Source organism: Achromobacter sp. 10T422, from assembly GCF_056394065.1.
Map to the genome: position 1 here is coordinate 96,044 of NZ_JBFTHD010000005.1, position 25,016 is coordinate 121,059.

The following is a 25,016-nucleotide window of genomic DNA, read 5'->3' on the forward strand; positions in this document are numbered from 1 at the left end:
TTTGAAGCCCACGGCGTGGCTACGTATCGAACCGCACCGCAGGCGACAGCGTGAACGATTCGCGCATGTCACGCACCTCGTTCGCCGGCGTGCGCCCAAAGAGGCGCTTGAACTCGCGGCTGAACTGGGACGCGCTTTCGTAACCGACGCGGCCCGCCGCTGCGGCTGCGGTCACGCCATCACGGATCATCATCAGGCGCGCCTGATGAAGGCGGGTCGACTTGATGTACTGAATCGGCGATGTCTGCGTCACCGTGCGGAAGTTGGCGTGAAACGCCGGCACGCTCATGCCCGCTTCCTCCGCCAGACCTGTGACGTTGAGCGGCGTGGCGTAGTCAGTGTGAATCCGCTTGAGCGCGCGCGCCACGCGTCCGAAGCGGCCGTGATGCGTCAGCGCCGCACGCATCGCGCCGCCTTGCGCTCCGGTGAGCACGCGATAGCAGATTTCTCGCACGATGCCCGGCCCCAGCACCAGCGCGTCAAGCGGGTCCGTCAAGACTTCCAGCAACCGTATCGTGGCGCTAGCAAGATGTCCGGCCAGGGGCGTGGACGCGATGCCGGTGGGCGGCGCATCGGGGTGGCGGCCGGTGGCGCCGATCTGCGTGATCAGGTCGCTTAGTTTCAGCAGATCCAGACGGATCGATACCGCCAGCATGGGCTCTTCTGGCGAGGCCTGCGTCTCGGTTGAGAACGGCAGCGGAACGGACAGCACAAGGTAATGCTGGGCGTCGTAGACATAGACCTCGTCGCCCAAAAACCCCAGCTTGCGGCCCTGGCAAACAATCACGATGCTCGGCTCGTAAAGCACCGGCGTGCGCCCGAGCGGACGGTCGGAGCGCATCAGCCGCACGCTGTCCAGCGCCGACTGGGTGTAGCCCTCGTTGGGCGCCAGTTTTTCCAGCAGACGAACCATCGTGATGGAAGCGGGTAGGGGGGCGTTTGGCACCGCTTGCTCCTGTTGTCGCATTGGCCGTCATTCTAGCGCCACATCATCCCGTGCATAAAGCGTTTCAATAGGAATAGGCAATAACGGCATCGGTCCGTGTATTCGCCTTGCGGCACGGTTTCTCTACCATTCTCTTACCGATTGATGAAGCAATAGTGCTTTGTCAAAGGCCGAATTCGGCAGGCCATGTTCCAGGCTCTATCACGTGCAGACGCCGCCAAATCCGAACCGACAATAGGAGTATGCAAGATGGCAATTCATTCCAACGAATCCAAAGTCATCCTGATCACCGGCGCCAGCAGCGGCATCGGCGAGGGCGCCGTCCGTCTGCTGGCGGCGCAAGGGCATCGGCTGGTGATCGGTGCTCGCCGCACCGGCAAACTGGCTGAACTGACGAAGTCGCTACAGGACGCCGGCGGCCTCGTCCGTTATCGCGAACTGGACGTGACCTCGGCAGAGGACGCTGCGGCGTTCGCACGCTTTGCGCAGGATGCCTTCGGCCGCATCGACGTGCTTGTCAACAACGCGGGCGTGATGCCGCTTTCGCCGCTGAATGCGCTGAAGGTTGCCGAGTGGAACCGGATGATCGACGTGAACATCCGTGGCGTCTTGCACGGCATCGCGGCGGTACTGCCGGTGATGGAACAGCAAGGCCACGGGCAGATCATCAACATCTCGTCGATTGGCGGCTTGGCGGTGTCGCCCACCGCCGCCGTGTATTGCGCCACCAAATTTGCGGTGCGCGCCATTTCTGACGGGCTGCGCCAAGAGACGGACAAGATCCGCGTCACGGTGATCTGCCCGGGCGTTGTGGAATCCGAGCTGGCTGACTCGATCTCGGACGACACCGCCCGCTCGGCCATGCAGGAATTCCGCCGCATCGCCATCACGCCCGACGCCATCGCCCGCGCCATCGCCTACGCCGTGGAGCAGCCGGCCGATGTGGACGTCAGCGAGATCGTCGTGCGTCCCACCGCCAGCCCGTATTGAACGGCGGGCGCCTATTTCTTAACCTCATCAAGGAGTCAACATCATGACATCACGCAATCTGGAAACCGGCGCCTTCGCGGGCAAGGTCGCCATCGTGACTGGCGCTGGCAGCGGCATCGGGCTGGCCACCACCGAACTGCTTCATGCCCAGGGGGCAAACGTCATCGCGGTGGAGCGCAACGCCAATGTCGAACGCCTGGTGCGCCCTGGCATCGTGCCGTTTGTCGCCGACGTGGCGCGCGAGGACAGCGCGGTACAGGCGGTTGCGGAGGCGATCGGGCAGTTCGGCAAGCTCGATATCCTCGTCAATAACGCCGCCATCATCATCAACAAGCCTCTGCTGGACATGTCGCTGGACGATTGGAGCGGCATTCAAGCCGTCAACGCTACGGGTGCGTTCCTGTTCTCGCGCGAAGCCATGCGCGCGATGGTGCCGGCAAAAGCGGGCGCCATTGTCAACGTGGGGTCGTACGCCTGCTATCAGGCCTTCCCGCAAATTGCGGCCTATGCGGCATCAAAGGGCGCGTTGGCGCAGTTGACACGCGCGTTGTCACTGGAAGCCATTGAGCACGGCATCCGCGTCAACGCGGTGGGCTCAGGGGATGTCATTACCAATATCACCAACCACATCCACGCCGACGGTCCGGCTTTTCTGGCCGAGCATGGCCAGAAGGCGCCCATCCGCCGTGCGGCTCAGCCCAGTGAGATCGCAGAGGTGATTGCGTTTCTGGCATCGGAAAAGGCCAGTTTCATCGTTGGCGCTGTTGTGATGGCCGACGGCGGCATGAGCGTCGCTCTGCCCTGAAAATGGCTGATCGCCTACTCACCCCGCCGCAACGTGACTTGCAGCCCGGGTCCCAGCTCGCTGCTGGCATCGCGCATGGCGAAGTGGATGCTCATGCCGTGGTGATGGGCGATGCGGCGAGCGATCGACACGCCCAGCCCGCTGCCGGCTTCTTCATTGCCCGGGGCGCGAACAAATCGGCCGCCCAGCCGGGGCAGGACCTCGGGCGCAATGCCCGAGCCCTGGTCGTCGATGATGATGCGTGATGAAGAGAACGTCAGCCGCACAAGCGAATGCCGCGGGCCATAGCGAATGGCGTTGTCCAGAATGTTCTTCAGCATGATGGTCAGCGCATTTTCGTCACCCGCCATTGGCAGCGGCAGGATGCCCGCTTCCGGCCACTCCACGGCGATGTCCACGTCGCGCCGATCCGCGATCCACAGGCAATCTCCCACCGCCAGTTCCGCGACGGCGCGCCAATCGACGGAGCCGCCAAAGTCGGCATGGTTGGCGCTGTCCAGCCGGGCCATGATCAACAACTGCGACACCAGCCGGTCCAGTCTTTCCATCCCGCGAGTGACGCTCGTCTGCGCCTGCGATCGTTCAGTAGGATCTGCGGTGCGTTGCACCACGTCCCATTGCGCCCGCACCGCCGCCAACGGCGTACGCAGTTCGTGTGCGGCATCGGCTGTCAGCCGCCGCTCTTGTTCGATCAGCGTGCCCACGCGCGCGAGCAAACCGTTCATGGCATTGAGCAGGCCCTTCAGTTCGCCTGGCACGTCGGCGCTAGGCAAGGGCGTGGCGTCATCGGGGCTGCGTTGCTCCAATTGCATCGATAGATCACGCACGGGCCGCATCGCCCGGCGAACGGCGAAGATCAGCAAAGCGATCAGCACCGGCAGCCCGATCAGCCAGGGCAGAATCTGGCCCGCGATGTAGGCCACCACCAGATCGTTGCGTTCGCCGATGCGCTGTCCCACTGCGACGCGGGTCTGGCCGTCGGGATCGCTCAGGTAGACCAGCCGCCACGGCTCGCCGCTGACGACGCTATCGAAGAACCCCGTCCGATTTCCTTCGCGCGGGAATTGCAGTGCTTCGGGATCAAGCACCAGCGGAGCATCAGAGCCGCGCCAGATGGCGACAGAGAGATCACCCAGCCCAGCATCGCCCGAATCCGTCGAAGCTGGCGTCTGCGCGGGCATGGGCCGCAGGGGGGCGGAGGGCGGGATCAACGAAGAGATGGCAAGCGTCTGCTGCGCCAGCCGCAGCATGTCGGTGTCGTAGAGCTCGTTGATTTCGTGCGCGGCGCGCCAGTAGGTGCCGGCGATTGTGATGAGCCATGCGAAGGGGGCCGCCAGCAGCACGGCGATGATAAGCCTGCGTTGCAGTGTCATGACTCGGCGTCCACTTGGCCTAGCGCATAGCCCGATCCCCGCACGGTGCGCACAATCTTGGGATGAATCTTCTTGCGCAAGTGGTGCACGAACACCTCGAGCGCATTGCTTTCCAGTTCCGTGTCCCAGTCGTAGAGTTTGTCGCGGATGAAGTCGCGGGTAAGGACGCGGTTCGGATGGGTCAGAAATAGTTCAAGCAGCAGCGCTTCCCGCGTTGTCAGATCCACCTTTTGACCCTTCCAGTGCACTTCGTGCAGGGCCGGGTGGTAGTCCAGATGGCCGTGGCGCCATACGGGTTCGGGCTTGCCCGCAACGCGTCGCGTTACCGCGCGCAAGCGTGCGGCAAGTTCGTCCAGCGTGATGGGTTTGATCAGGTAGTCGTCCGCGCCGGCGTCCAGCCCCGCGATGCGGCTTTCGACGGCTTCGCGCGCCGTCAGGATGACGACAGGCAAAGTGTGGCCCGCGCGGCGCCACCGAGTGAGTAGCGACACGCCGTCTTCGCCCGGCAACCCAAGGTCCAGCACCACGGCATCGTAGTGCACGACGCCCATGGCCTGGTCGCCTTCGCGGCTGCTTGAAAACCAGTCGACCGCGTAACCCAGCAGGCGCAGGCCAGATTTCAGGCCATCACCGATCAGCGGGTCGTCTTCAATGATGAGGATTCTCATTTATTGCCTTCGCGCCGTGTACGGCTGAGATTACCACCGCAGGACGGTTAATTTCTCATTAAGGTTGGCTGCCTAAGCTGCGCACCAAGTGTCGATAAACCGACGCCACATCGACCGGATGCCAGTATGCCGCAAACCAAGTTTTCATCTTCGCCCACGCAGCGCGCTATCGCTGCACAGTCAGGGGCCATGCCCCGCACGCTGCATATCCATCCCGTGGACGACCCGATGCGCGGCCGCGTGGAATCCTACATCCACCAACGCTATCAGCAACGATTCGGCGCGACGCTGAAAGAGTGGTTGCCCACGCTGGTAAGCGTGCAGGAGAACGGGGAAATCCTGGCGGCGGCGGGCTATCGGGGCGCGGACGATCCGTTGTTTCTTGAGCGTTACCTTGCCGCGCCGATCGAACAGCATCTGCGCGATCAGAACGCGCCTGTGGCGCGCCGCCTGATTGTCGAGGCCGGCCAGTTCGCAGCGGCCAGGCCGGGTGGCGGGCGAGTGCTCGTGCCGCTGCTTGCCCGCCACCTGCATCAGCAAGGCTTCGACTGGGCGGTCAGCACCCTTACCAGCGAGCTGCACCATCTGTTCGCCCGAATGGGGTTGGCGCACCAGGCGATTTCGGCGGCGACCTCGGATCACCTGAACGAGCAGGAACGCAGGGACTGGGGCGACTACTACGCCCATGCGCCTCACGTCTTTGCAGGCCGCCTGCACACCATCCTTGAACACTTTCCGGAGCAAGAGGCATGAACGCTTCCGACTTCATTTCGCTATTGCGAGACCCGAGCCGCGCTGGCCGCCTTGCGCTACAGACCCCAAGGGAATCATTGGATTACGAAGCGCTGCTTGGCCGGGTGCAAGCGCGCGCCGAGCTGCTTGCGGCGCATCGGGCACACGTCACCGCGTCGCTGATGGACAACGGCGCCGACTGGATCATTCATGACCTGGCGTGCTTGCAGGCGGGCGTCGTGCATGTGCCGTTGCCCTTGTTCTTTACCCCTGGCCAATGGCGCGAAACGCTGGACGCGGCGGGCGCGAATACCGTGGTGGGCCCGTCGTCGATTCAACCCATGCTGCATGCGTTCGGCTTCGAATTGGCCGACAACCTGCCCGACCGGCTGGCGCTGTTCCGGCGTCCCCACACGGCGGCGTCCTTGCCCAGCCGGACGGCGAAGATTACGTTCACGTCCGGCTCGACGGGCAGCCCCAAGGGCGTGTGCCTGGGCGCCGCCGAAATGCTGGCGGTGGCGGCGAGCCTTGCGGAAGCTACCCGGCCGCTTGGAATACGCCGCCACCTGACCGCGTTGCCGCTTCCCGTCTTGCTGGAAAACATTGCGGGCGTCTATTCGCCTTTGTTGGAAGGGGCCGCGATTGTGACGCGTCCTTTGATCGAGACCGGGTTACAGGGCTCATCGCGTTTTGATCCGGCCATCTTTCATGCGGCGCTGACGGGCGCCGCCGCACAAAGCGTCATTGTTCTGCCGCAGATGCTGCGCGCGTACACCGGCTTTCTGCGAGCCACGGTCACCAGCGCGCCGCCCGAACTGCGCTTGATGGCGGTCGGCGGCGCCGCGGTGGGGGTGGACTTGCTGGCTAGCGCCCGGGCGCAAGGGCTGCCCGCCTACGAAGGCTACGGGCTGTCCGAGGCCTGCTCGGTGCAAACCTTGAATTTGCCCGGCGCCGATTGCCCGGGTTCGGCGGGCTACCCCTTGCCACATGCCCGCTTGCGTGTGACGGCCGACGGCGAAATCGAGGTGGCCGGCACCCATGCGCTGGGCTATCTGGGCGAGCAGGCCGCGCCCCGGCAGTGGCTGCCCACCGGCGATTTGGGGCGGCTGGACGACGCGGGGTTCCTGCACATCCACGGACGCAAGAAGAATCTGCTGATCACCGGCTTCGGGCGCAACGTGTCGCCCGAATGGATCGAGCTGCGCTTGGCGAATCAGTCCGCTATCGCCCAGGCCGTCGTGCTGGGTGAGGGCCAGCCCGAGCTGGGCGCGGTGATTTGGCCGCTGGGCGATGTGGGTGACGACGCCATCCGCGCCGGTATCGACCGCGCCAACCATACCCTTCCTGACTATGCGCGGATCGGCTCGTGGATGCGCGGGCGCGCCGAGTTCAGCGCGGCAAGCGGCATGGCGACCGCCAACGGCCGTCCGCGCCGCAGCGCTGTCGCAGACCTGCACGCCGATCTGTTTTCGCGGAAATCCGCACAACCTCTGGTGTAAACCGTCATGACCTTTTTCGACAAACTGCTTATCGATACCCGTGCAAGCCAGGAGTCGCTGGTGACGACTCCGATCATCCAGGACTGCTTGCATGGCAACGTCGCGTTGTCTGCCTACATTGCCTTCCTGCGCGAGGCCTATCACCACGTCAGCCATACCGTGCCGCTGTTGCACGCCTGCCGTGCCCGCATGCCGGCCAGGTTGAATTGGATGCTGGCGCCCATCGACGAATACATCGAAGAGGAAACCGGGCACGACGCCTGGATTCTGAACGACCTGCGGGCGCTTGGGCAGGACGCCGACGAGGTCCGGCTTGCCAGACCTGGCCCGCAGACCGACGTGATGGTCGCCTATGCCTATGACATGATCGCGCGCAAGAATCCGGTGGGCTTCTTCGGCATGGTGCACGTTCTGGAAGGCACCAGCGTCGCGTTGGCGTTGAATGCTGCGGATCAGATTCAGCAGAAGCTGGCGCTGCCGGCGTCCGCCTTCAGCTATCTGCGTTCGCATGGCACGCTGGACCAGGAACACACCGCGCACTTCGCCCTGCTGATGAATCGGCTGGACGATGCGGGGGATCAGGCCGCAGTGATCCACGCCGCCAACATGTTCTACGGCCTGTACGGCGCAATTTTCCGCGCATTGCCCCGTGCGCAGACGCAAGCGGAGGCCGCATGAGCCCGCGCGATGGCTCTATCGTGTTGACTGGGGCCGCGGGCGGCCTGGGCAGCGCGATTGCTCGGCAGCTCTTTGCCGAAGGCGCACGTTTGCTGTTGATCGGACGCACGGCGGGGCCGCTGCTGAGTCTGGCGCAGTCGCTCAGCGCGGGCGCGCAAGACCGCAATCGCGTTGATGCCCTGGTGGTGGACGTGACGACGGATCACGGCCGCGCGGCCATCATCGACGCCGCTGCGGCCAGAGGCGCGAATGTGCTGATCAATAACGCGGCCGTGGCGGCGTTCGGGCCCGCAGAGGACGTGCAGAGCGACGACGCCCGGCGCGTGATGGAAACGAATGTCGTGGCGCCCATGATGCTGACGGCGGGGATGCTGCCGCTACTGCGCAGCCGTCCGCGCGCTCAGGTGCTGAATATCGGATCGACGCTGGGCAGCTTGGGCGTACCCGGGTTCTCTGTGTACGGCGCAAGTAAAGCCGCGCTTCGGATCTACACCGAGTCGCTGCGCCGCGAACTGGCGGACTCTACCGTCCGGGTTCAGTACTACGCGCCGCGGGCGATTGATACGCCATTCAATTCCCCGCAGGTCGACGCATTCAACCACGCAACTGGTTCCGCCAGCGACACCCCGGAGGTGATTGCGGTTCGCGTGTCGCGCATGCTGCAACGCGAATCGCGCCAGGGTTTCGCAGGCGGCGTCGAGGCGATTGCGGCGCGCTTGAACGGCTTGTGTCCCGAATGGCTTGATGGCGCGTTTGCAAAACACCGCCGCGCGCTGATGTCTTTGAAATTTCCTCCAGGAGCCTCTTCATGATTACCCGACTTTCCTTGTTCAAGGCGGCCGCCGCCATGCTGGCGGGCGCGTCAATGTCCCTATCAGCCTTTGCCGCGTCGGCCCCCGACGATCTTGATCAGGGCATACGCGCTCTTCAGAATGACTGGGCGGTGATCCAATACCAGACGCCGGCCAACCAGCGCGAAACCCGCTTCGAGGCGCTTTCGCAGCAGGCGCATGCGCTTACGGAGCGCTTTGCCGCCAAGGCGGAATCGCACATCTGGGAGGGGATCATCCTGAGCTCGTGGGCGGGCGCCAAAGGCGGGCTGGGCGCGTTGGGTTTGGCCAAGCAGGCCAAAGCGGAATACGAAACGGCCATCCAGATCGATAGCAAGGCGCTGGGCGGGTCCGCCCTGAACAGCCTGGGCGTCTTGTACTACAAGGTGCCCGGCTGGCCGGTGGGATTTGGCGACAACAAAAAAGCGGAAGCGCTGTTGCAACAGGCCTTGGCGATAAACCCCGATGGGATCGACGCCAACTACTTTTATGCCGACTACCTGATCTATCGGAATCGAAAACCCGAGGCCATTCCTTACCTTGAGAAGGCGCTGAAGGCGCCGCCGCGGCCCGGCCGCGAGGTGGCCGACGCTGGCCGCAAGCAGGAGGCGCGGGCGTTGCTGGAGAGCGTGCGATAGCGCGGCGGATTGACGGGGCGGCTGATTAATGGAGCGGCTGATTGATGGGACGGCTGATTAATGGGACGCCTTATTGGCAGCTCATCTGGCGCAAACCTTCAACGTTGCGTATTCCCAGTTGCCGCCGGCTCACCTTGACCATGGACGCCACTTGCAGACGCGCGAGCACGCGGCAAACGGTTTCAACCTTCATGCCTAAATGGTTGGCGATATCCTCGCGCGTCATCTTCAGGGTGAACGCCAGCGGCGAGTAGCCGTTGGCGGCCATCTGCTCGGAAATGCCGATCAGAAAGCCAGCGACCCGCTCATCGGTGGTCATGCAGCCCAGGGTCAGCAACAGGCGGCAATACTGGTTTGAGTCATGGGCAATCAGCCGATTGAATTGCTGGGCCACGTCGTAGTCCTTGCGGCAGTTGCCCATCAGTTCCGCATACGGCAGGATGCAGACCAGCGAATCTTCCAGCGCGATGGCGTCGCAGGTGTGGATGCCCGTTTCGATCCCGTCCAGCCCCAGCAAGGCGCCCGCAACGGGGAACGCCGTGATCTGCTCTTGCCCCGACAGATTGGTGACACGCACCTTGGCTGATCCGGATCGAAGCTGATACAAATTCAACAGCGGATCACCCGCCCGATAGACAGGTTCTCCGCGATGCACCAGCTTCTGGCTGCGTACGGGGACGGGAATCTGAGGCGCGTACCCATCCGATACGGGGTTGCACAAATGCGCCATGACGCATAGCTCGCAGTTCGGGGGCACGGCCGTGCGCCAGGCTGGGCCGGTAGGATAAGCAACGATATTGTCCATGGCTGCATCTCGCTAGGTCGTTCGATCGGAGCGATGCTTTGCTGAGGAAATGCGCGCTGCGCAACGCGGCAGGCTTTTCAGCAGTATCGGATGTCCGCCAAGCAGGTGCTATCAGCGCCGTTCGCCAGTTTTCGGCAGCGGTGCCTTACAAGCGTAGGAATATTCCTACACGTTCCGCTTAGAGGTCCGGGAGATCTTGCTCGTTGATCAGCTGGTGCCGGATGGCATAACGCACCAAGTCCGTCTGATTGCGCAGGTTCATTTTCACCAGGATGCGGCTTTTGTAAGTGCTGACCGTCTTGACGCTCAGGAACAGGCGCCGGGCAATATCTGAATTGTTCAAGCCAGACGCAAGATGGCGGAATACCGATAGCTCGCGATCTGACAGCAGCAAGTGGGGCAGTGCGCCGGTGTTGTCCTGCCGATCAAAGGCGATGCTTTCTGCCAGGGATGGGCTCAGATAGCGGCCGCCGCCCGCCACCTTCCGAACCGCCTGAACCAATTCTTCGGCGGCGATGTCTTTGGTCAGAAAGCCTGACGCGCCGGCTTTGATGGCCTGGATCGCGTATTGCTGCTCACCGTGCATGGTCAGCACCAGAATCGGCACGTCGGGATGGCCGCTCTTGATTTGACGGATTAGATCTACGCCGTTGCGGCCGGGCATGGACATATCGAGCACCAGCAGATCCCACGCCCGCTGCCCCAGCAGTTTCAGCGCTTCAGCGCCATTGGCGGCTTCGCCCTGAACAGAGATGTCGCCAGCCTGCTCAAGCAGGCGCCGAAGCCCTTCGCGCAGCAATGTGTGGTCGTCTGCCAGCATGACGGTGATCACGATGCCTCCCAGGGCGATTCGGGATGTTGCGCCGGCATGCGGGCATCCAGGCGGAATCCTTCCTTCTTGCGGGTAGTGATCGTCACATCACCATTGAGCAGCCGAACCCGTTCGCGTATGCCTTGCAGGCCGAGCGAAAGCGGCAGCTTCTTGGTCAGGCTTTCAGGCGCGGCGCCCACGCCGTTGTCCCGCACGGTCAGTGTGCATTGCGTGTCGTCACAGGTCAGGTGCAGTTGCACCTGCGTCGCCTGGGCATGCTTGGCGATATTGGTCAGCGCCTCTTGCACCACCCGGAACAAGGTCGTGGCGACCCGTTTGGAGGGCTCGGCCGGGCCGATGTGGATCTCTGCATGCGTGTCGATGCCATAGCGCGATACAAAATTCGCCACAAGCCATTCGACGGCCGCGGCCAGCCCCAGGTCATCCAGCATGACGGGCCGCAGGTCAGAGGCAATACGCCGCAATGAAGCAAAGGTGGCCTTGATCACCTGGCGCATCGCACGAACCCGATCCCGCGCGTCTGTGTCGTCGGGATCAAGGTTGGATTCCAGTTGGGACAGCTCCATGGTCAAGGCCGTCAGGCTCTGGCCAAGATCGTCGTGCAGCTCGCGGGCGATGTGTTTTTTTTCCTGCTCACGCACATGCAGCAAGGCGTTGGACAGCCGGGTCAGTTCGTCCCGCGACGCGCGCAGCGCTTGGTCAACGCGCTGCCGCTCGGTAATGTCTCGCAGGAAGATCGACAGGAATACCCCTGATTCCGTTTTCGTCTGCGAGATAGAGGCTTCCATTGGAAACTCTTCGCCGTTGGACCGCAGTCCCCACAGCGGCGCGCCCAAGCCCATTTTCCGGTCGGACATGCCCGTATCTTTGAAACGGCTGACGTGCTTGGCATGCACCGTGCGAAAGCGCGCCGGTATCAAGATATCGAGGCTGGCGCCAATGGCCTGGTCGGCGTGGCACAGAAACACGCGCTCTGCCGCCGGGTTGAACATCACAATGCGTTGATGCTCGTCGATTGTGATGATCGGTTCGGTTGCGGACTGGATGATATCGAGCAGCGGAGGCGCGCTAGGCGAGGGCGTCATTGCAATGTGTGCGATGGATGCGAGCCAGCCTGGTTCGGGGAAAAATCATTGCAGCACACATTGCCGGGTGAAGCCATAGGCGCGGCGCGGCGGCGCCAAAAGCACTAGTGCGTATACAGGGGGCGCATCTGTGGGAGCAGCCGTGGGAGCAGCCTGTTGGAGCAGCCCGTGGGAGCAGCCCGTGGGAGCAGGCCGTGGGAGCAATCCGCTGGAGAAATCCGGCGGGAAACGCAGCGTCAGTCGATGGACGGTAGCAAGGGGTCGTTCCATCCGCCGGGGCCATCGGCGGCCAGCGTTTGCTCTCTGAAACGGCACAGAGATGCATCGCACTCTTCGGCAAGCACATCGTATTGTTTCAAGAGCAGAATCGAGCGCGGCTTGGCGCCTGCAATGGCCGCCATATCGTCCACGGCGCGAAACCCGCCATAACCCGACATGACGACGATCACCGAATAGGCCTTGATCATTCGGCCCTGCGCTTTCAAGAACGAGCGCATCGGCGCGGCCAGCGCGCGCAACCATACGGGAGCGATCAGCACCACATGATCGAACTGGTCCAGCCCGGGGCCGTCATAGCGAAAGGCGGGGCTGCGTTTAAACAAGGTATCGACGACGCAGCGCAGATCTCCCCGCAATCCGAAACGCGGAGACGCGTCGCGAATTTCGTAGCTGGGCCATCCGCTGACGCTAGCCAGGCGTTCGGCGACGGTTCGCCCGGTTCCCGTACGGGAATAGAAGAAAATGCCGATGCGTGCCATGGTGTGTCCCCTTGCCGCAATGGCGGCATCACGTCTCTTGAGCCAGCAGCGCTCGCAGAATGTCGCGCCGGCTGACCACGCCGACCAGTTTTCCCGCCCGAGTGACGGGAACGCGCTTGATGCCGCGCTTGAGCAACACGTCCGCAATCGTTGCCAGATCGGCGGTTTCCTCCACCGTGATGGCGGGGCGGCTCATCACCGCGGAGGCGGTTTGCTCGCTGAGCTGCAAGCTGTGCAGAAACTCCAGATTCAGCGCCTCGCCCTCGGCAAGCAAAGTCAGCCAGTGGTCCAGTTTCTTCTGATGCACGCTGTCCTGACGCCGGATGAGATCGCCTTCAGTGACCACACCAATCAGTCCGCCATCGTCGCCGGTCACCATCACGGCGCTGATATCGTGGTCGAGCATCGCATGCATGATCTGGGAAACAGGCGTTCGGGCCGTCACGCAATAGGGGTCAGGGGTCATGAGTTCGTGCGCAAGCATGGCTGTTCTCCGGGAGGGCAGAGGCGCATCCTGCCCTGTGAAATCGTCATCTCTATAGTGATCCCTCAAGGGCGGCGGAACTTGATTTTGGTCAAGCAAGGGTTGTGGGCGGGTCGCGATCACGAGGTGCCGTTACGAGGTGCCATCACGACGCGCCTTCGGGGGCGCGCACCAGCAGCACGGGAACCGGTGAGGTTCGCAGGATGCCTTCGGCGCTGCTGCCCAATACCATGCGGCGCACGCCGCGGCGGCCGTGCGTCCCGACGACGATCAGGTCTGCCTGCCAACTGACGGCCTCGTCCACCACCCGTTGCGCCACGGTCTTGGCCAGGTTTTCATAGAGCACGGTGTCGGTCTGAAGCCCTTGCGCGCGCGCCGTGGTCTGCGCCTTGGCCAGGAGGTCGGCGCCGTTTTTCTGAAGCAGGTCCAGCAATTCGCCCGCGTAATTGCCGTAGGAGTCGGCGGCCAGGGCAAAGGACAATTCGTCGATCACATGGATCAGGCGCAGCCTGCCATGGGTCAGCATCGCCAGGCGCATCGCCTCTTTCAAGCCAAGTTCCGAGGTCGGGCTTCCATCAATGGGCACCAGAATGCGTTCATACATGGCGAGTCTCCAGGCGGTGGCCGGGTACCCAGTATCGGCCCCTTGCGGGCTGCGACATTGACCAGAGTCAATGACGCAGCGGGCCTGCCGCCGGCCACCGCCAGTTCACAATGTCGTCTGAATCGATGCCTTCCGCCCGAGCCTGGGCGAGCGCCTGGGCTTGCAGTGCCAGCAGGGTTTGCATGTGCGCCGCCGAACACGTGCGCAGACGCGGGACGCGCTTGAGCACATCCATCGCCAGGCTGTAGCGGTCAATGCCATTCAGGATGGCGAGCTCGAACGGCGTGTTGACGTCGCCTTGCTCCCGGTAGCCGTGTACGTGGAAATTGGCGTGATTGCGGCGGCGGTAACAGAGCTTGTGGATCAGGGCGGGATAGGCGTGAAAGTTGAAGATGACCGGCTTGTCCAGCGTGAACAGGCGGTCAAAGGCGTCGTCTGACAAGCCGTGCGGGTGTTGCTGATCGGGTATCAGCGTGAACAGGTCCACCACGTTGACGAAGCGAATTTTCAGCCCGCTGAACATCTGCTTGAGCATCGCCACGGCGGCCAACGCTTCCTGCGTGGGGATGTCGCCCGCGCAGGCGATGACGACATCGGGTTCATGAGGCACGAACGTGCTGGCCCACTCCCACACGCCGATGCCTGCCTGGCAATGGCGCACGGCGTCCGGCCCGTTCAGATACGTCAGGTGCGGCTGCTTGTCGGCCACGATGACGTTGACATAGTCCACAGACCGCAGGCAATGATCCGTCACGCTCAGCAGGCAGTTCGTGTCCGGCGGCAGATAGATTCGGACGACATCAGGGCTCTTGTTGGCCACGACATCCAGAAAGCCGGGGTCCTGATGGCTGAACCCGTTGTGGTCCTGGCGCCAGACCAACGAGGTAATCAGCAAATTCAGTGACGGCACGGGCGTGCGCCAGTCCACCAGGTGTTTAGCCTTGTCCAGCCACTTCGCGTGCTGATTGAACATCGAATCAATGACGTGGGCGAATGCCTCATACGTGGAAAGCAGGCCATGCCGGCCCGTCAGCACATAGCCTTCCAGCCACCCCTCCAGCGTCTGTTCACTCAGAATCTCCATGACGCGGCCGGTGGGCGACAGGTTGCCGCCGTCGGCATCGCTGTCGAGCAGTTGCGCCATCCACGTCTTGCCAGAGGCGTCATAGATGGCGGACAGCCGGTTGCTGGCGGTTTCGTCCGGCCCGAACACCCGGAACCGGTCCAGGTTCAGGCGCATCACGTCGCGCAGGTATTCCCCGAGCACCTGCGTGGCCTGCGCCGTGTGCACGCCTGGCTGCGGCACGGCGATCTGATGTTCGGCAATGGCGGGGAGGTCTAGCGCCCTGCGCAAGTCGCCGCCATTGGCATGCGGGTTGGCGCTGATGCGGCGCGCCCCGGCGGGCGCCAGGGCGCGCAGTTCGGGTATCAGCCTGCCGCGTGCGTCAAACAGATTTTCGGGGCGATAGCTGCTGAGCCACTCGGCCAGCACATGCAGCTCGTCAGGGCGGCCTTCCGGGTCGGACACCGGGATTTGATGCGCCCGCCAGGAATCTTCAACGGCGTGGCCGTGCACGCGTTGCGGCCCCGTCCAGCCCTTGGGCGTGCGTAAGACGATCATCGGCCAGCAAGGCCGCGTCTTCGCGCCGCCTGCTCGCGCACGCGCTTGGATGGCCTGGATATCCGCCACGCACTGGTCCAGGGCGCGCGCCATCTTGCGATGCATGGCGGGCGCGTCGGACCCTTCGACGAAAATCGGCCGATAGCCGTAGCCTTCAAACAGCGCAAGCAGCTCGGCATGCGGAATGCGAGCCAGGATGGCCGGGTTGGCGATCTTGTATCCGTTCAGATGCAGAATCGGAAGCACCGCGCCGTCGCGCGCCGGATTTAGAAACTTGCTGGAATGCCATGACGCTGCAAGCGCGCCGGTCTCGGCTTCGCCATCGCCAATCATCGCGGCCACGATGAGATCGGGGTTGTCGAACGCCGCGCCAAACGCGTGCGACAAGCTGTAGCCCAGCTCGCCGCCTTCGTGAATGGAGCCGGGCGTATGAGGCGAACAATGCGATCCGACACCGCCTGGCGCCGAGAACTTCTGGAATAGGCGAAGCATCCCGGCTTCGTCTTGTGAACACTCGGGATAGCGTTCCGAATAGTGGCCTTCCAGATAGGCGTGCGCGAGCACCGCCGCTGCCCCATGCCCCGGGCCGCACACATACATCAGGTTGAGGTCGTGCTCGACAATCAGCCGATTCAAGTGCGTGAGCGTGAAGGACTGCCCCGGGCAGGTACCCCAGTGGCCAAGAATCCGGCGCTTGATGTGATCCGCGTGCAGCGGCCTTCTCAGCAACGCGTTGTCACGCAGATAGAGCATGCCGGCGCACAGGTAATTGCTGGCCTGCCAGTAGGCGTGGATGCGGTCCAGCTGGGTGTTCGGCGATGCGCTAGTCATGGTTTTCCCTTCGTGTGGCCGGGGGCCAGCGACCAGGCGGGGCGCCCATCGCGCACGGTTTCAACAACGATAAGGTAACGCCCCGCGCCATAGGCAGGCGTTCGGTCGCGCCGCAACACCCAAGGCGTGGAAACGAGGTCGGCGGCGAGTTCGTAGTCGGCGTCCAACAGGCCCAGCCGGTCGATCAACTGATTGAGCGTTGCCGGAATCCGGATGCACCCTTTGGACTGCGGCGTGCCTAGTTTGGACTCCAGCAGAGACGGGTCTGTCGCATGCATCTGCAAGCGCATCGTGCTCACACCATCCGTGGTCCAGCCTTGGCGGGCCTGTTGCCAGCCCAAGTCGTAGACGCGCATGCCTTTTGCGCCATAGCCAAGAATGCCATTGGCGTTCTTCGTCCCCTCGGCGCGGAAATCGGGGTTATTCAAGTTGTGCGCGAATACGCCCGTTGGGGTTTCGAAATGATCGAACTGGCCGACCCGGCCCGTGGACACCGGTGCCGCGCCTATATAAGTGGCCGGGGCAGCAGGGCGCATCCAGTAAAGCATCGCGGCCTGCACTTTCACATGCCGGTCCACAACGAGCACATATTGGGGGCCTAACAAATCGATGCCCGCCATTTGCAGCGTTTGCAAGGCCAGGTTGGCATAGCGCGTCTGCTCGTCGGCGGGCAGGGCCAGCGCAGGGGTGACCTCTTGGCGGAAGGCGCGCTCGACGTCCTCGACCGAGACTTGCGCCCAGGCCGTCACGTTGCCGGCCAGGGGCGCGGCAACCATTGCACCCGCGGTCACCCACGCCGGTATGGCGCGACGCTGGAGGGGCCGCGGATTCATGCGCTTTGGCCTAATTGATCAGGACGACCGGGATATGGATGGTGTGCAGCACCTTCAACGCCACCGATCCCAGCAGCAGGCTCCCCGCCGCGCCCAGTCCACGTGAGCCCATGATGATGTGGTCACATTGATGCTCGGTGGCGTACGCCTTGATCGATTCGGCAATGTGGCCAACCCGAAGCGCCTCTTGATACATCACCCCCGCCTTGTCCAACGCCGCTTTGGCGTCGGCCAGCGCCATCTTGGCCTCGTCCAGGTAGTACTCCTGAATCATGTCCTTGGAAACGAACCCCAGCACCGTGCCGGACACGATAGGGGGTTGCACGTTGAGCAGATGCAGGGTGCAAGGGCCATTTTCACGGACGTGGTCAATCATGTAGCCCACGGCGCGTAACGCGTTGGCCGAGCCGTCTACGGGAATCAGAACGTTTTTCACGATGCCTCCTGAGTGCAGGGGTGGTCTTCGCTAGAAGGCCGTTTGCGGTATGAACTCCATCATGGCACTGCGGTGATGGATTCCATTGACGCCGGTCAACTTCATTGCAACCCGGCTGCATGGCGCAGGGGCAGATCTTCGTCCCCGTTTTCGAATTGACAATGGTCAACATGCGTTGATCGCGATAGCGCACTATAGGACTCAAGGCATGGGGCGATGCCGCGCCCCCAGCAAGGACGAGATCATGTACACACGCATCATTGTCGCGGTTGATAGCAGCCACGCATCCAATCGGGCTCTGGACGAAGCCATCAAGATCGCAAAGGGGGCGCACGCGACGCTGCGCATCATCCATGTGCTGGATGACCTGTCGCTCTTTATTGCCACCAACCCCTACGCGGGCTACTACACGGGCGAGCTGATCGAGAATCTGAAGCAGGAAGGCGTGAAGATTCTGGACCAAGCGCGCACGCGCGCCACCGCGGCAGAACTGCCGGTGGAAACGGTGCTTTACGATGATCTGGGCTTGCCGGTGGAAGAGCGAATTGTGATGGCCGCCCGGGACTGGCCAGCCGACCTGATCGTGATGGGCACACACGGTCGGCGTGGCGTGACGCGCGCAATGCTGGGCAGCAGCGCCGAAGCCGTGCTGCGCACCTCTCCTGTTCCCGTATTGCTGGTCCGTACGCCGTGACGGGCGGCTCAACCGATCCCTGATCCACAACCCCTGGAGATCAACATGGAACAACCTGGAAAAACGCCGCAGAACAAACAGAGAAAGACGCCCTCCGATCCGAAGGAGGAAGCGTCGCAGCAACAACGCAAGGCCGAAATGGCCGAGGTGGTGGGGCGCCACAAGAATGTGGGGCAAAAAGACCATAAAGGGGCGCGCTGAGATACCGGGTGTCAGCCTGCGTCATCAGATTCCTTGCGGGGGCAAACGCAGCGCGTCCAGCACCAATGAAAACGCAGGAGACGGCTGCCGCCGGCTCGGGTAATAGAGGTAGTAACCGTCAAAGGCGGGGCACCATTCCTCCAGCACCCGGATGAGGCGGTCCTTCTCGATGTGGGGCGCGAACTCTTCTTCGGGCAGATAGGCAATGCCCAGGCCCGCCAGCGCTGCCTGAACGATGTGCGGCGTACTGTTGAGCGTGACTTGTCCTTCAACGCGCACGTTCAACTGCTTCGCCTTGCGCGCGAACTCCCAAACGTAAAGACCGCCATGCGTGGGAAAGCGCATGTTGATGCAGCTGTGCGTCGTCAGGTCTTCCGGCTTCTTCGGCTTCGCATGTTTGGCGAAATAGGCCGGCGCAGCGACGGCGGCCATCCGCAATTTGGGGCCGATCGGCATCGCGATCATGTCCTTGTCGATGGTGTCTCCCAAGCGCACCCCCGCGTCGAATCTATCCGCCACGATGTCCCTGAAGCCGTAATTGACGTCGAATTCAACGTTGACGTCCGGGTACTTGTGCAGCAGCGGCGCAACCTTCGGCAACAGCGTGGTCTTGAGCACATGGTCGCCGCAGGTGATGCGTACCGTGCCGGCCGGCTTGTCGCGAAGTTCCGAGAGCTCATCGAGCTCTGCTTCGATTTCGTCAAAGCGATGCCCGATGGCCTGCAACAGCCGTTCCCCGGCAGCGGTCAGCGACACACTGCGCGTGGTGCGCGTCAGCAGGCGGATGTCCAGCCTGGCCTCCAAGCCGCTGATTGCCTGGCTCAGCGCTGATTGCGTGACGCCCAGCAGCGCGGCCGCACGCGTGAAGCTGCCTTCCCGCGCCACGGTGACAAATGAGAGGAGATCGTTCAGATTTCGCCGGACCATGCTGTCAGTTTCCCACGGACTTTTCATTAGTGGAACTTATAAGCCCTTTAAGTATTCATTAGCTAGTCATGGTGTGCCCTGCGCAGGAAAATTTGCGTCATACCGATGGACGCACCCGTCCCAGCATTCAAGGAGAAACACCATGGCCCAGAGAAACGAAGCGCGCGCTGCAACTGCGGTGCAAGACGGCAAGGACGTGAGCCGCCGCGACATCCTGAAGATGACCGGCACCGGCATCGCGGCCCTGAGCGTGGCGGCCATTGCTGCGGGACCGGCCGCCGCCCAGCCGCGGGTAACGCCCGGCGACACATGGGACAAGACCTTCGCCAAGAGCGACAAGGTGGAGCACAAGAAGGTCACCTTCAAGAACCGCTACGGCATCACGCTGGTGGGCGACCTGTACCAACCCCGGAACGTCCGCGGCAAGCAGGCCGCTATCGTCGTCTGCGGCCCGTTCGGTGCGGTGAAGGAACAGTCTTCGGGGCTCTACGCGCAAACCATGGCCGAGCAGGGCTTTGTCACGCTGGCCTTCGATCCGTCTTACACCGGTGAGAGCGGCGGTGAACCCCGTAATGTCGCCTCGCCGGACATCAATACCGAAGACGTGAGCGCCGCTGTGGATTGCCTTGGCCTGCAACCCGATGTTGACCGCGAAAGGATAGGCGTGATTGGCATTTGCGGGTGGGGCGGCATGGCTCTGAACGCCGCCGCCGTGGACAAGCGCGTGAAGGCCGTCGTCGCCAGCACCATGTACGACATGACGCGCGTCATGTCCAAGGGCTATGACGATCGCGTCACACGCGAACTGCGCACGCAAACACTGGAGGCGCTGAGCCAGCAACGTTGGGCGGACGCAGAAAAAGGCGCGCCCGCCTACCAAGCGCCCTACAACGAACTCAAGGGAGGCGACGCGCAGTTCCTGGTGGACTATCACGACTACTACATGACGCCGCGCGGGCGGCATCCGCGTGCGGTCAATTCGGGCAACGCCTGGACGATCACCACGCCGTTGTCGTTCATGAACATGCCGATCCTGACGTACATCCCGGAAATTTCCCCGCGTCCGATCCTGTTCATCCATGGCGAAAAAGCCCACTCGCGCTACTTCAGCGAAACCGCCTATGCGGCCGCGGCGCAGCCGAAGGAACTCATGATCATCCCGGGCGCCAACCACACCGATTTGTACGATCGGACGGACGTGATTCCGTTCGGCAAGCTGACGGCATTCTTCAAGCAGCACCTGGCTTCGGCATGACCACCCACCTCGCTGACGCCCCGGCGGGGGGGCAACTCGTATCGGAAGACCGGCCTGCCTGCTGGAGCGGCGTCTTCGCGATGTCGCTGTGCGTTTTCGCKCTGGTGGCCTCTGAGTTCATGCCCGTCAGCCTGCTGTCTCCGATTGCCACGGATCTGCAGATTACCGAAGGCCGGGTCGGGCAGGGCATCGCCATCTCGGGCGCCTTCGCGGTGTTGACCAGCCTGTCGATTTCCGCGTTGGCCGGCACGATGGATCGCAAGACGCTGCTGCTGGCGCTGACCGTTCTGATGGGCGTCTCCGGCGCCACCGTGGCGTTCGCCCCGAACACCCTGACCTACATGGCCGGCCGCGCGCTCCTTGGCGTGGTGATCGGCGGCTTCTGGTCCATGTCGGCCGCGATGGCGATGCGTCTGGTGCCCCCCAGTCAAGTGCCGAAAGCCCTGGCGATCTTCAACGGCGGCAATGCCTTGGCGACGGTCATTGCCGCTCCATTGGGAAGCTACCTGGGTTCGATCATCGGATGGCGAGGCGCGTTTTTCGCCTTGGTCCCCTTGGCGCTGATCGCCTTCGCCTGGCAATGGATCGCGCTGCCCGCCATGAAGACCGGGGCGCGCGCAGCGGGGTCCGGCAACGTGTTCAACGTGCTCAAGCGCCGCAATGTGGCCTACGGCATGGCGGCGTGCGGCGCCTTCTTCATGGGCCAATTCACGCTGTTCACCTATCTGCGCCCCTTCCTCGAAACGGTGACACACGTCAGCGTCTCCACGCTATCGCTCCTGCTGCTGGTGATCGGTGTTGCGGGCTTCATCGGCACGGCGGTGATCGGCTCGATTCTCAAGCGAAGTTTGTATGGTCCGCTGACCATCATTCCGATCCTCATGTCGGTGATTGCCGTGGCGCTGATTCCGCTTGGCGGCTGGGTCGCGCCCGTGGCCGTTCTGCTGGGCCTGTGGGGGCTGATGGCGACTGCTGCACCCGTGGGCTGGTGGAGCTGGGTCGCGCACGCGCTACCCCACGACGCCGAGGCCGGCGGCGGCCTGATGGTGGCGGTGATTCAGTTTTCCATTGCGCTGGGCTCAACCCTGGGCGGGATACTGTTCGATGCGAACGGCTATCAAAGCACCTTCATCGCGAGTGCAGCGGTGCTGGTGATCGGCGCCGGTTTGACCCTTCGGGCCGCGCGGGCCCAGGCGGCCACGGTGCTCATGAAGTAACGAGATAGACTCACCGTTCTTCCTTCCTGATGGATCGCGACCATGCTTTCCCCAACGAACGTCCGACCCGCCTCTCGTGAAGACATCGATTCGATCATTGAGCTGGACCCGATTGCCAAGCAGGAACGGGGCAGAAGAACGTTTATCACCAAGGCGGTGGCCGCTGGCCAATGCTGGGCCGCCGTAGAGCCGGCGGATGCGTCGGCGGTGATTGGTTACGGCGTACTGAACCAATCTTTTTTCGAGCACGATTTCATCCCGCTGATCGTCGTAAAGGCTTCTGCACGGCGCCGCGGGGTAGCGACTGCCATCATGCGGACGCTGGAATTGCAATGCCAAGGAAAATTGTTCACATCAACCAATACGTCGAACATCGCGATGCGCCAATTGCTCGGCCGCCTGGGTTATATCGAAAGCGGCCGGATTGAAAATCTGGATGACAACGATCCCGAGCTTGTGTTTGTGAAGCTTCGATCAACATAACGTTGCGACGGTGTCGGCGGCGACTGACTTCTGGGGTTCCGTCTGTTGGGCACGTAATTTGCTAACCGCCAGTGCGCCCCATCGTTCAAGGGGCGACGGATCACGAGACAGAGGCATTTATGTTTCCCATACGCAAAGCGGTATTCCCGGTGGCCGGGCTGGGCACGCGGTTTCTGCCAGCCACGAAAGCCATGCCCAAAGAAATGCTACCCGTCGTCGACAAGCCCCTGATTCAGTACGCGGTCGAAGAAGCGGTGGCGGCGGGGATTACGGAACTGGTCTTCGTGACCGGCCGGAATAAGCGGGCGATCGAAGACCACTTCGATCGGGTTCCCGAATTGGAATTGGAGTTGGAGTCGAAGAACAAGGTGGCGTTGCTGGATAGCGTGCGCAGCGTAATCCCGGACCACGTCAAATGCGTATACACGCGACAGCCCGCCGCGTTGGGCCTGGGGCATGCCGTGCTGTGCGCCGAATCGATCGTGGGCGACGAACCGTTTGTGGTGTTGCTGGCCGATGACCTGATCGATGCGGACTCACCCGTCATTGGCGAAATGATGAAGGTGGCGAAAGAGTTCCAGGGCAGTGTGTTGGCGATCCAGCGCGTGCCCGCGGCGGCCACGCGGCAGTACGGCATCGTGTCAGGCCAGAAGGCGGCCGCGCACGTTTTGCGGCTGTCCGGCATCGTGGAAAAACCTGATCCGGCCGACGCCCCCTCTGATATGGCGGTGGTAGGGCGCTATGTGTTGGACCCGTCCATTTTCCAGGCATTGCATAACACTCAGCCTGGTGTGGGCGGCGAGATTCAGTTGACTGACGCCATCGCCAGCCTGATGGCAGCGCGACCGGTATTTGGCTACGAGTACGACGGCACGCGCTACGACTGCGGCAGCAAAGAAGGCTTTTACCAAGCCACCATGGAAATCGGCAGGAAGTATCACGGATTGGCGTGACTTCAAGATCGTCAAGCGTCTTGGGTACACGCCTTGCTGCAAGCGTTGCAACCCTCGGGAGCACGCCAATGAACGCCATTGAACGAGTCGCCAGATTCATGCTGGAAAACAAGCTCACGTTGGTCACAGCGGAGTCGTGCACGGCGGGGCTGATCGCGGCAAAGTTAGCGGATGTTCCCGGAGCCGGCCAGCTGTTGGATTGCGCGTTTGTCGTCTATTCCGTTGAGGCCAAGCGCCGTTGCCTGGGTGTGCCGCAATCGACGCTGTCCTCCCATAACCTGACGAGCGAGGCCGTGGCCCTGGACATGGCGCTGGGTGCGGCGCGCAAGAGCCACGCCAACGTGGCAGTGGCTAACACCGGCGTCACCGACGCGGTTGATGACCGAATCCCCAGCGGTACGCAGTGCTACGCCTGGGTGTTCAAGCGAGGCCGGGCGGATGCCAGTCCCATGGTGTACACCGCAACTCGACAGTTCTCAGGGGATCGCAACGGGATACGCGAGGCGAGCGCGGAGTTCGCATTGCTGGGGATCATGGAGCATTTCCTGGAGCACGAGTCAGCGCATCGCGGATAGGGCGTTCAGTGCTTCAGGAATCCGGCTATGGACTGGCGAACAACGTGATGGGCGTGACGCGCTGTTGTCTGCCGGCAAGCTGGCCGGGGGCCTACCTGTCGAGCCGCTCTCTCCGATAGAAGCGCCGGAGATCACCCTTCGTCGCCAGTTTCACTTTGGGCAGGACAATGCTCTCGTACATTTCTTCGTACCTCCGCCGGTTGGCCGGCGTGACGACCGCTATATGGTGAATCATTCGCCACTTCACGGAGTCCCGGCCGCCTTCCAGTGCGCCCCGCCGCTCGCGCTCGAACCAGGTCCTGCGAAAGTACCGAAACAGGCTTGCCGCTGTCGACAAGTCGAGCAGAATGAATCCCGTGGCGCGCGCTAGGCGTTGGCCGATGCTGCGCGTGTAGTTCCCCTCAACCACCCACTGTTCCTGCTGTATCGCCTGGTCGTGCAGCCGAAGGAACTCTGCTTCGGGACGGGGCTGCCAGTCGGTGCCGGGCAGATGGAACAGCTGATCGAGGTGGATGGCCGGCAGTCCACGTTTGCGCGCAATGGCTTGGGCCAGCGTGGACTTGCCGCTGTTGCTGGGGCCCAAAATGCAGATGCGCGAGCCGAGGTCGTCAAGGCGGTTCATAGGTGCGTCACGCTTCATGAGATGCCCGGTCATATTTTTCACGGGGGAATTTTCTCATGTCTGCATTTGGCCGAAGTAGTCGCTGGCCACAAGCGCCTTCGTGCCATCAATACAAAGCGCCTCGATCAGTCGGTACAGCGCTTGTCGATGTGGCGTGAGTAGCTACTCTCTGATTCATGAAAGTAATGGAGGCGGTAGCAGGCTTGGGGTGTGCGCAAGACAATCTCCGTTGCTTTTACGATCACAAGGTGCCTCGATCAGAAAGCGCCAGCTAATGGGCACTACGATCCTTCAGCGCCAGCGTCCGGCCGCGGCCCGGTAAAAACTGGATTAAGACGCTGCCTGGAAAAGGCTTCTTCGTCATTCTTCGCCTTTACGGGCCTACCAAGGCGTTCTTTGACAAAGAATGGAAGCCTGGAGACTTGAAGAAGCTCTCAGATTGATGGGGCAATGTTCGCGTTGCCACAGCCGCGAGCGGGGCGTGGCCATGTCGACGCCCGCCTTGGGTTGAACGCCGTCGTCCACGAATGGCGGCTCTTGACCGAACTGCGCCACGGCCGTGCCGCCCGCACCGAGCAGAACGCCGGCCACCGCATCGATAGCATCGAAGCCTCTACCAACGACGCCTCTACCTACGACGC

Annotated in this window: 28 protein-coding genes and 1 pseudogene; 15 read left to right on the forward strand and 14 right to left on the reverse strand. The window is 62.7% G+C overall.

Annotated elements, in window-relative coordinates; translation table 11 throughout:
- Nucleotides 1-19: 19 nt before the first annotated feature.
- The gene (locus AC1DB0_RS13985; RefSeq protein WP_476757303.1) at nucleotides 20-913 is read right to left on the reverse strand and encodes an AraC family transcriptional regulator; all 894 of its coding nucleotides are present in this window, start codon (nucleotides 911-913) and stop codon (nucleotides 20-22) included.
- Nucleotides 914-1,195: 282 nt separating this feature from the next.
- Here AC1DB0_RS13985 and AC1DB0_RS13990 point away from each other — a divergent pair, with 282 nt between their 5' ends.
- The gene (locus tag AC1DB0_RS13990; RefSeq protein WP_342066648.1) at nucleotides 1,196-1,936 is read left to right on the forward strand and encodes an SDR family oxidoreductase; all 741 of its coding nucleotides are present in this window, start codon (nucleotides 1,196-1,198) and stop codon (nucleotides 1,934-1,936) included.
- A 43-nt stretch (nucleotides 1,937-1,979) separates the two neighbouring features.
- The gene (locus tag AC1DB0_RS13995) at nucleotides 1,980-2,741 is read left to right on the forward strand and encodes an SDR family NAD(P)-dependent oxidoreductase (protein ID WP_476757144.1); all 762 of its coding nucleotides are present in this window, start codon (nucleotides 1,980-1,982) and stop codon (nucleotides 2,739-2,741) included.
- A 14-nt stretch (nucleotides 2,742-2,755) separates the two neighbouring features.
- Here the strand turns inward: AC1DB0_RS13995 and AC1DB0_RS14000 are convergent, their stop codons facing one another.
- Nucleotides 2,756-4,114: an ATP-binding protein gene (locus tag AC1DB0_RS14000; RefSeq protein ID WP_476757145.1), complete on the reverse strand. Its 1,359-nt coding sequence runs from the start codon at nucleotides 4,112-4,114 to the stop codon at nucleotides 2,756-2,758.
- A complete protein-coding gene (locus tag AC1DB0_RS14005) occupies nucleotides 4,111-4,782 on the reverse strand; it encodes a response regulator (protein ID WP_476757146.1) in 672 nt (223 codons plus the stop codon). The genes AC1DB0_RS14000 and AC1DB0_RS14005 overlap by 4 nt, the downstream gene beginning before the upstream one ends.
- Before the next feature lie 189 nt (nucleotides 4,783-4,971).
- On the opposite strand from AC1DB0_RS14005, the gene AC1DB0_RS14010 reads away from it, so the two are divergent.
- The 5 genes from AC1DB0_RS14010 to AC1DB0_RS14030 are packed head-to-tail and all read left to right on the forward strand — an operon-like array spanning nucleotide 4,972 to nucleotide 9,159.
- The gene (locus AC1DB0_RS14010; RefSeq protein WP_476757147.1) at nucleotides 4,972-5,535 is read left to right on the forward strand and encodes a thermostable hemolysin; all 564 of its coding nucleotides are present in this window, start codon (nucleotides 4,972-4,974) and stop codon (nucleotides 5,533-5,535) included.
- Nucleotides 5,532-7,013 carry an AMP-binding protein gene (locus tag AC1DB0_RS14015; protein WP_476757148.1) on the forward strand — a complete coding sequence of 494 codons (1,482 nt, stop codon included), beginning with the start codon at nucleotides 5,532-5,534 and terminating at the stop codon, nucleotides 7,011-7,013. Before AC1DB0_RS14010 ends, AC1DB0_RS14015 begins: the two co-directional genes overlap by 4 nt.
- A gap of 6 nt (nucleotides 7,014-7,019) precedes the next feature.
- Nucleotides 7,020-7,691 (forward strand): TenA family transcriptional regulator, encoded by a 672-nt coding sequence (locus tag AC1DB0_RS14020; RefSeq protein WP_476757149.1) that lies wholly within the window; start codon nucleotides 7,020-7,022, stop codon nucleotides 7,689-7,691.
- Nucleotides 7,688-8,503, forward strand: a complete 816-nt coding sequence (locus AC1DB0_RS14025; RefSeq protein ID WP_476758690.1) for an SDR family oxidoreductase — start codon at nucleotides 7,688-7,690, stop codon at nucleotides 8,501-8,503. Before AC1DB0_RS14020 ends, AC1DB0_RS14025 begins: the two co-directional genes overlap by 4 nt.
- The gene (locus tag AC1DB0_RS14030) at nucleotides 8,500-9,159 is read left to right on the forward strand and encodes a tetratricopeptide repeat protein (protein ID WP_476757151.1); all 660 of its coding nucleotides are present in this window, start codon (nucleotides 8,500-8,502) and stop codon (nucleotides 9,157-9,159) included. Before AC1DB0_RS14025 ends, AC1DB0_RS14030 begins: the two co-directional genes overlap by 4 nt.
- 70 nt (nucleotides 9,160-9,229) lie before the next feature.
- Here the strand turns inward: AC1DB0_RS14030 and AC1DB0_RS14035 are convergent, their stop codons facing one another.
- From AC1DB0_RS14035 to AC1DB0_RS14075, 9 genes are all read right to left on the reverse strand, one after another.
- Nucleotides 9,230-9,964, reverse strand: coding sequence for a helix-turn-helix domain-containing protein (locus AC1DB0_RS14035; protein WP_476757152.1), 735 nt, complete (start codon nucleotides 9,962-9,964; stop codon nucleotides 9,230-9,232).
- 178 nt (nucleotides 9,965-10,142) lie between these two features.
- Nucleotides 10,143-10,796: a response regulator transcription factor gene (locus AC1DB0_RS14040; RefSeq protein WP_342066640.1), complete on the reverse strand. Its 654-nt coding sequence runs from the start codon at nucleotides 10,794-10,796 to the stop codon at nucleotides 10,143-10,145.
- Nucleotides 10,793-11,881, reverse strand: a complete 1,089-nt coding sequence (locus tag AC1DB0_RS14045; RefSeq protein WP_054427184.1) for a PAS domain-containing sensor histidine kinase — start codon at nucleotides 11,879-11,881, stop codon at nucleotides 10,793-10,795. The genes AC1DB0_RS14040 and AC1DB0_RS14045 overlap by 4 nt, the downstream gene beginning before the upstream one ends.
- Nucleotides 11,882-12,117: 236 nt before the next feature.
- Complete coding sequence (locus AC1DB0_RS14050; RefSeq protein WP_342066639.1) at nucleotides 12,118-12,639, reverse strand: flavodoxin family protein; 522 nt, start codon at nucleotides 12,637-12,639, stop codon at nucleotides 12,118-12,120.
- Nucleotides 12,640-12,667: 28 nt separating this feature from the next.
- Nucleotides 12,668-13,123 (reverse strand): CBS domain-containing protein, encoded by a 456-nt coding sequence (locus AC1DB0_RS14055; RefSeq protein ID WP_054427186.1) that lies wholly within the window; start codon nucleotides 13,121-13,123, stop codon nucleotides 12,668-12,670.
- Nucleotides 13,124-13,268: 145 nt separating this feature from the next.
- The gene (locus tag AC1DB0_RS14060; protein WP_175171124.1) at nucleotides 13,269-13,727 is read right to left on the reverse strand and encodes a universal stress protein; all 459 of its coding nucleotides are present in this window, start codon (nucleotides 13,725-13,727) and stop codon (nucleotides 13,269-13,271) included.
- Between the two features lie 67 nt (nucleotides 13,728-13,794).
- On the reverse strand, nucleotides 13,795-16,179 hold the full coding sequence (locus AC1DB0_RS14065; RefSeq protein WP_476757153.1) for a phosphoketolase family protein: 2,385 nt from the start codon (nucleotides 16,177-16,179) through the stop codon (nucleotides 13,795-13,797).
- On the reverse strand, nucleotides 16,176-16,955 hold the full coding sequence (locus tag AC1DB0_RS14070) for a L,D-transpeptidase (RefSeq protein ID WP_254600695.1): 780 nt from the start codon (nucleotides 16,953-16,955) through the stop codon (nucleotides 16,176-16,178). Before AC1DB0_RS14070 ends, AC1DB0_RS14065 begins: the two co-directional genes overlap by 4 nt.
- Nucleotides 16,956-17,022: 67 nt before the next feature.
- Nucleotides 17,023-17,448: a universal stress protein gene (locus AC1DB0_RS14075; protein ID WP_391569600.1), complete on the reverse strand. Its 426-nt coding sequence runs from the start codon at nucleotides 17,446-17,448 to the stop codon at nucleotides 17,023-17,025.
- A 244-nt stretch (nucleotides 17,449-17,692) separates the two neighbouring features.
- On the opposite strand from AC1DB0_RS14075, the gene AC1DB0_RS14080 reads away from it, so the two are divergent.
- The gene (locus AC1DB0_RS14080; protein WP_175171128.1) at nucleotides 17,693-18,142 is read left to right on the forward strand and encodes a universal stress protein; all 450 of its coding nucleotides are present in this window, start codon (nucleotides 17,693-17,695) and stop codon (nucleotides 18,140-18,142) included.
- 45 nt (nucleotides 18,143-18,187) lie between these two features.
- Complete coding sequence (locus tag AC1DB0_RS14085) at nucleotides 18,188-18,343, forward strand: hypothetical protein (protein WP_175171129.1); 156 nt, start codon at nucleotides 18,188-18,190, stop codon at nucleotides 18,341-18,343.
- 24 nt (nucleotides 18,344-18,367) lie between these two features.
- Here the strand turns inward: AC1DB0_RS14085 and AC1DB0_RS14090 are convergent, their stop codons facing one another.
- Nucleotides 18,368-19,270 (reverse strand): LysR family transcriptional regulator, encoded by a 903-nt coding sequence (locus AC1DB0_RS14090; protein ID WP_476757154.1) that lies wholly within the window; start codon nucleotides 19,268-19,270, stop codon nucleotides 18,368-18,370.
- A 142-nt stretch (nucleotides 19,271-19,412) separates the two neighbouring features.
- Here AC1DB0_RS14090 and AC1DB0_RS14095 point away from each other — a divergent pair, with 142 nt between their 5' ends.
- The 5 genes from AC1DB0_RS14095 (at nucleotide 19,413) to AC1DB0_RS14115 (ending at nucleotide 23,753) form a co-directional block, all read left to right on the forward strand.
- Nucleotides 19,413-20,525: an alpha/beta hydrolase gene (locus tag AC1DB0_RS14095; protein ID WP_476757155.1), complete on the forward strand. Its 1,113-nt coding sequence runs from the start codon at nucleotides 19,413-19,415 to the stop codon at nucleotides 20,523-20,525.
- Nucleotides 20,522-21,742 carry an MFS transporter gene (locus tag AC1DB0_RS14100; RefSeq protein ID WP_476757156.1) on the forward strand — a complete coding sequence of 407 codons (1,221 nt, stop codon included), beginning with the start codon at nucleotides 20,522-20,524 and terminating at the stop codon, nucleotides 21,740-21,742. Before AC1DB0_RS14095 ends, AC1DB0_RS14100 begins: the two co-directional genes overlap by 4 nt.
- Nucleotides 21,743-21,784: 42 nt before the next feature.
- On the forward strand, nucleotides 21,785-22,225 hold the full coding sequence (locus AC1DB0_RS14105; protein ID WP_476757157.1) for an N-acetyltransferase family protein: 441 nt from the start codon (nucleotides 21,785-21,787) through the stop codon (nucleotides 22,223-22,225).
- A 119-nt stretch (nucleotides 22,226-22,344) separates the two neighbouring features.
- Nucleotides 22,345-23,178, forward strand: a complete 834-nt coding sequence (gene galU, locus AC1DB0_RS14110) for a UTP--glucose-1-phosphate uridylyltransferase GalU (RefSeq protein ID WP_054427194.1) — start codon at nucleotides 22,345-22,347, stop codon at nucleotides 23,176-23,178.
- Nucleotides 23,179-23,246: 68 nt separating this feature from the next.
- Nucleotides 23,247-23,753: a CinA family protein gene (locus AC1DB0_RS14115; protein WP_175171135.1), complete on the forward strand. Its 507-nt coding sequence runs from the start codon at nucleotides 23,247-23,249 to the stop codon at nucleotides 23,751-23,753.
- Between the two features lie 91 nt (nucleotides 23,754-23,844).
- Here the strand turns inward: AC1DB0_RS14115 and AC1DB0_RS14120 are convergent, their stop codons facing one another.
- A complete protein-coding gene (locus AC1DB0_RS14120) occupies nucleotides 23,845-24,408 on the reverse strand; it encodes a P-loop NTPase family protein (protein WP_476757304.1) in 564 nt (187 codons plus the stop codon).
- 287 nt (nucleotides 24,409-24,695) lie between these two features.
- Between AC1DB0_RS14120 and AC1DB0_RS14125 the strand changes: the two are divergent.
- Nucleotides 24,696-24,818: pseudogene (locus tag AC1DB0_RS14125) on the forward strand (hypothetical protein); the annotation flags it as partial.
- Nucleotides 24,819-25,016: the final 198 nt, after the last annotated feature.

Excerpts from the sequence above, each read along its gene's own strand:
- AC1DB0_RS13985 (WP_476757303.1), bottom strand. The coding sequence starts at position 913 with ATGGTTCGTCTGCTGGAAAAACTGGCGCCCAACGAGGGCTACACCCAG.
- AC1DB0_RS14010 (WP_476757147.1), top strand. The coding sequence starts at position 4,972 with ATGCCCCGCACGCTGCATATCCATCCCGTGGACGACCCGATGCGCGGC.
- AC1DB0_RS14050 (WP_342066639.1), bottom strand. The coding sequence starts at position 12,639 with ATGGCACGCATCGGCATTTTCTTCTATTCCCGTACGGGAACCGGGCGA.
- AC1DB0_RS14120 (WP_476757304.1), bottom strand. The coding sequence starts at position 24,408 with ATGACCGGGCATCTCATGAAGCGTGACGCACCTATGAACCGCCTTGAC.
- AC1DB0_RS14090 (WP_476757154.1), bottom strand. The coding sequence starts at position 19,270 with ATGGTCCGGCGAAATCTGAACGATCTCCTCTCATTTGTCACCGTGGCG.
- AC1DB0_RS14030 (WP_476757151.1), top strand. The coding sequence starts at position 8,500 with ATGATTACCCGACTTTCCTTGTTCAAGGCGGCCGCCGCCATGCTGGCG.
- AC1DB0_RS13995 (WP_476757144.1), top strand. The coding sequence starts at position 1,980 with ATGACATCACGCAATCTGGAAACCGGCGCCTTCGCGGGCAAGGTCGCC.
- AC1DB0_RS14035 (WP_476757152.1), bottom strand. The coding sequence starts at position 9,964 with ATGGACAATATCGTTGCTTATCCTACCGGCCCAGCCTGGCGCACGGCC.
- AC1DB0_RS14065 (WP_476757153.1), bottom strand. The coding sequence starts at position 16,179 with ATGACTAGCGCATCGCCGAACACCCAGCTGGACCGCATCCACGCCTAC.
- AC1DB0_RS14070 (WP_254600695.1), bottom strand. The coding sequence starts at position 16,955 with ATGGTTGCCGCGCCCCTGGCCGGCAACGTGACGGCCTGGGCGCAAGTC.
- AC1DB0_RS14005 (WP_476757146.1), bottom strand. The coding sequence starts at position 4,782 with ATGAGAATCCTCATCATTGAAGACGACCCGCTGATCGGTGATGGCCTG.
- AC1DB0_RS14055 (WP_054427186.1), bottom strand. The coding sequence starts at position 13,123 with ATGCTTGCGCACGAACTCATGACCCCTGACCCCTATTGCGTGACGGCC.
- AC1DB0_RS14020 (WP_476757149.1), top strand. The coding sequence starts at position 7,020 with ATGACCTTTTTCGACAAACTGCTTATCGATACCCGTGCAAGCCAGGAG.
- AC1DB0_RS14060 (WP_175171124.1), bottom strand. The coding sequence starts at position 13,727 with ATGTATGAACGCATTCTGGTGCCCATTGATGGAAGCCCGACCTCGGAA.
- AC1DB0_RS13990 (WP_342066648.1), top strand. The coding sequence starts at position 1,196 with ATGGCAATTCATTCCAACGAATCCAAAGTCATCCTGATCACCGGCGCC.
- AC1DB0_RS14045 (WP_054427184.1), bottom strand. The coding sequence starts at position 11,881 with ATGACGCCCTCGCCTAGCGCGCCTCCGCTGCTCGATATCATCCAGTCC.
- galU (WP_054427194.1), top strand. The coding sequence starts at position 22,345 with ATGTTTCCCATACGCAAAGCGGTATTCCCGGTGGCCGGGCTGGGCACG.
- AC1DB0_RS14085 (WP_175171129.1), top strand. The coding sequence starts at position 18,188 with ATGGAACAACCTGGAAAAACGCCGCAGAACAAACAGAGAAAGACGCCC.
- AC1DB0_RS14015 (WP_476757148.1), top strand. The coding sequence starts at position 5,532 with ATGAACGCTTCCGACTTCATTTCGCTATTGCGAGACCCGAGCCGCGCT.
- AC1DB0_RS14095 (WP_476757155.1), top strand. The coding sequence starts at position 19,413 with ATGGCCCAGAGAAACGAAGCGCGCGCTGCAACTGCGGTGCAAGACGGC.
- AC1DB0_RS14000 (WP_476757145.1), bottom strand. The coding sequence starts at position 4,114 with ATGACACTGCAACGCAGGCTTATCATCGCCGTGCTGCTGGCGGCCCCC.
- AC1DB0_RS14115 (WP_175171135.1), top strand. The coding sequence starts at position 23,247 with ATGAACGCCATTGAACGAGTCGCCAGATTCATGCTGGAAAACAAGCTC.
- AC1DB0_RS14080 (WP_175171128.1), top strand. The coding sequence starts at position 17,693 with ATGTACACACGCATCATTGTCGCGGTTGATAGCAGCCACGCATCCAAT.
- AC1DB0_RS14105 (WP_476757157.1), top strand. The coding sequence starts at position 21,785 with ATGCTTTCCCCAACGAACGTCCGACCCGCCTCTCGTGAAGACATCGAT.
- AC1DB0_RS14025 (WP_476758690.1), top strand. The coding sequence starts at position 7,688 with ATGAGCCCGCGCGATGGCTCTATCGTGTTGACTGGGGCCGCGGGCGGC.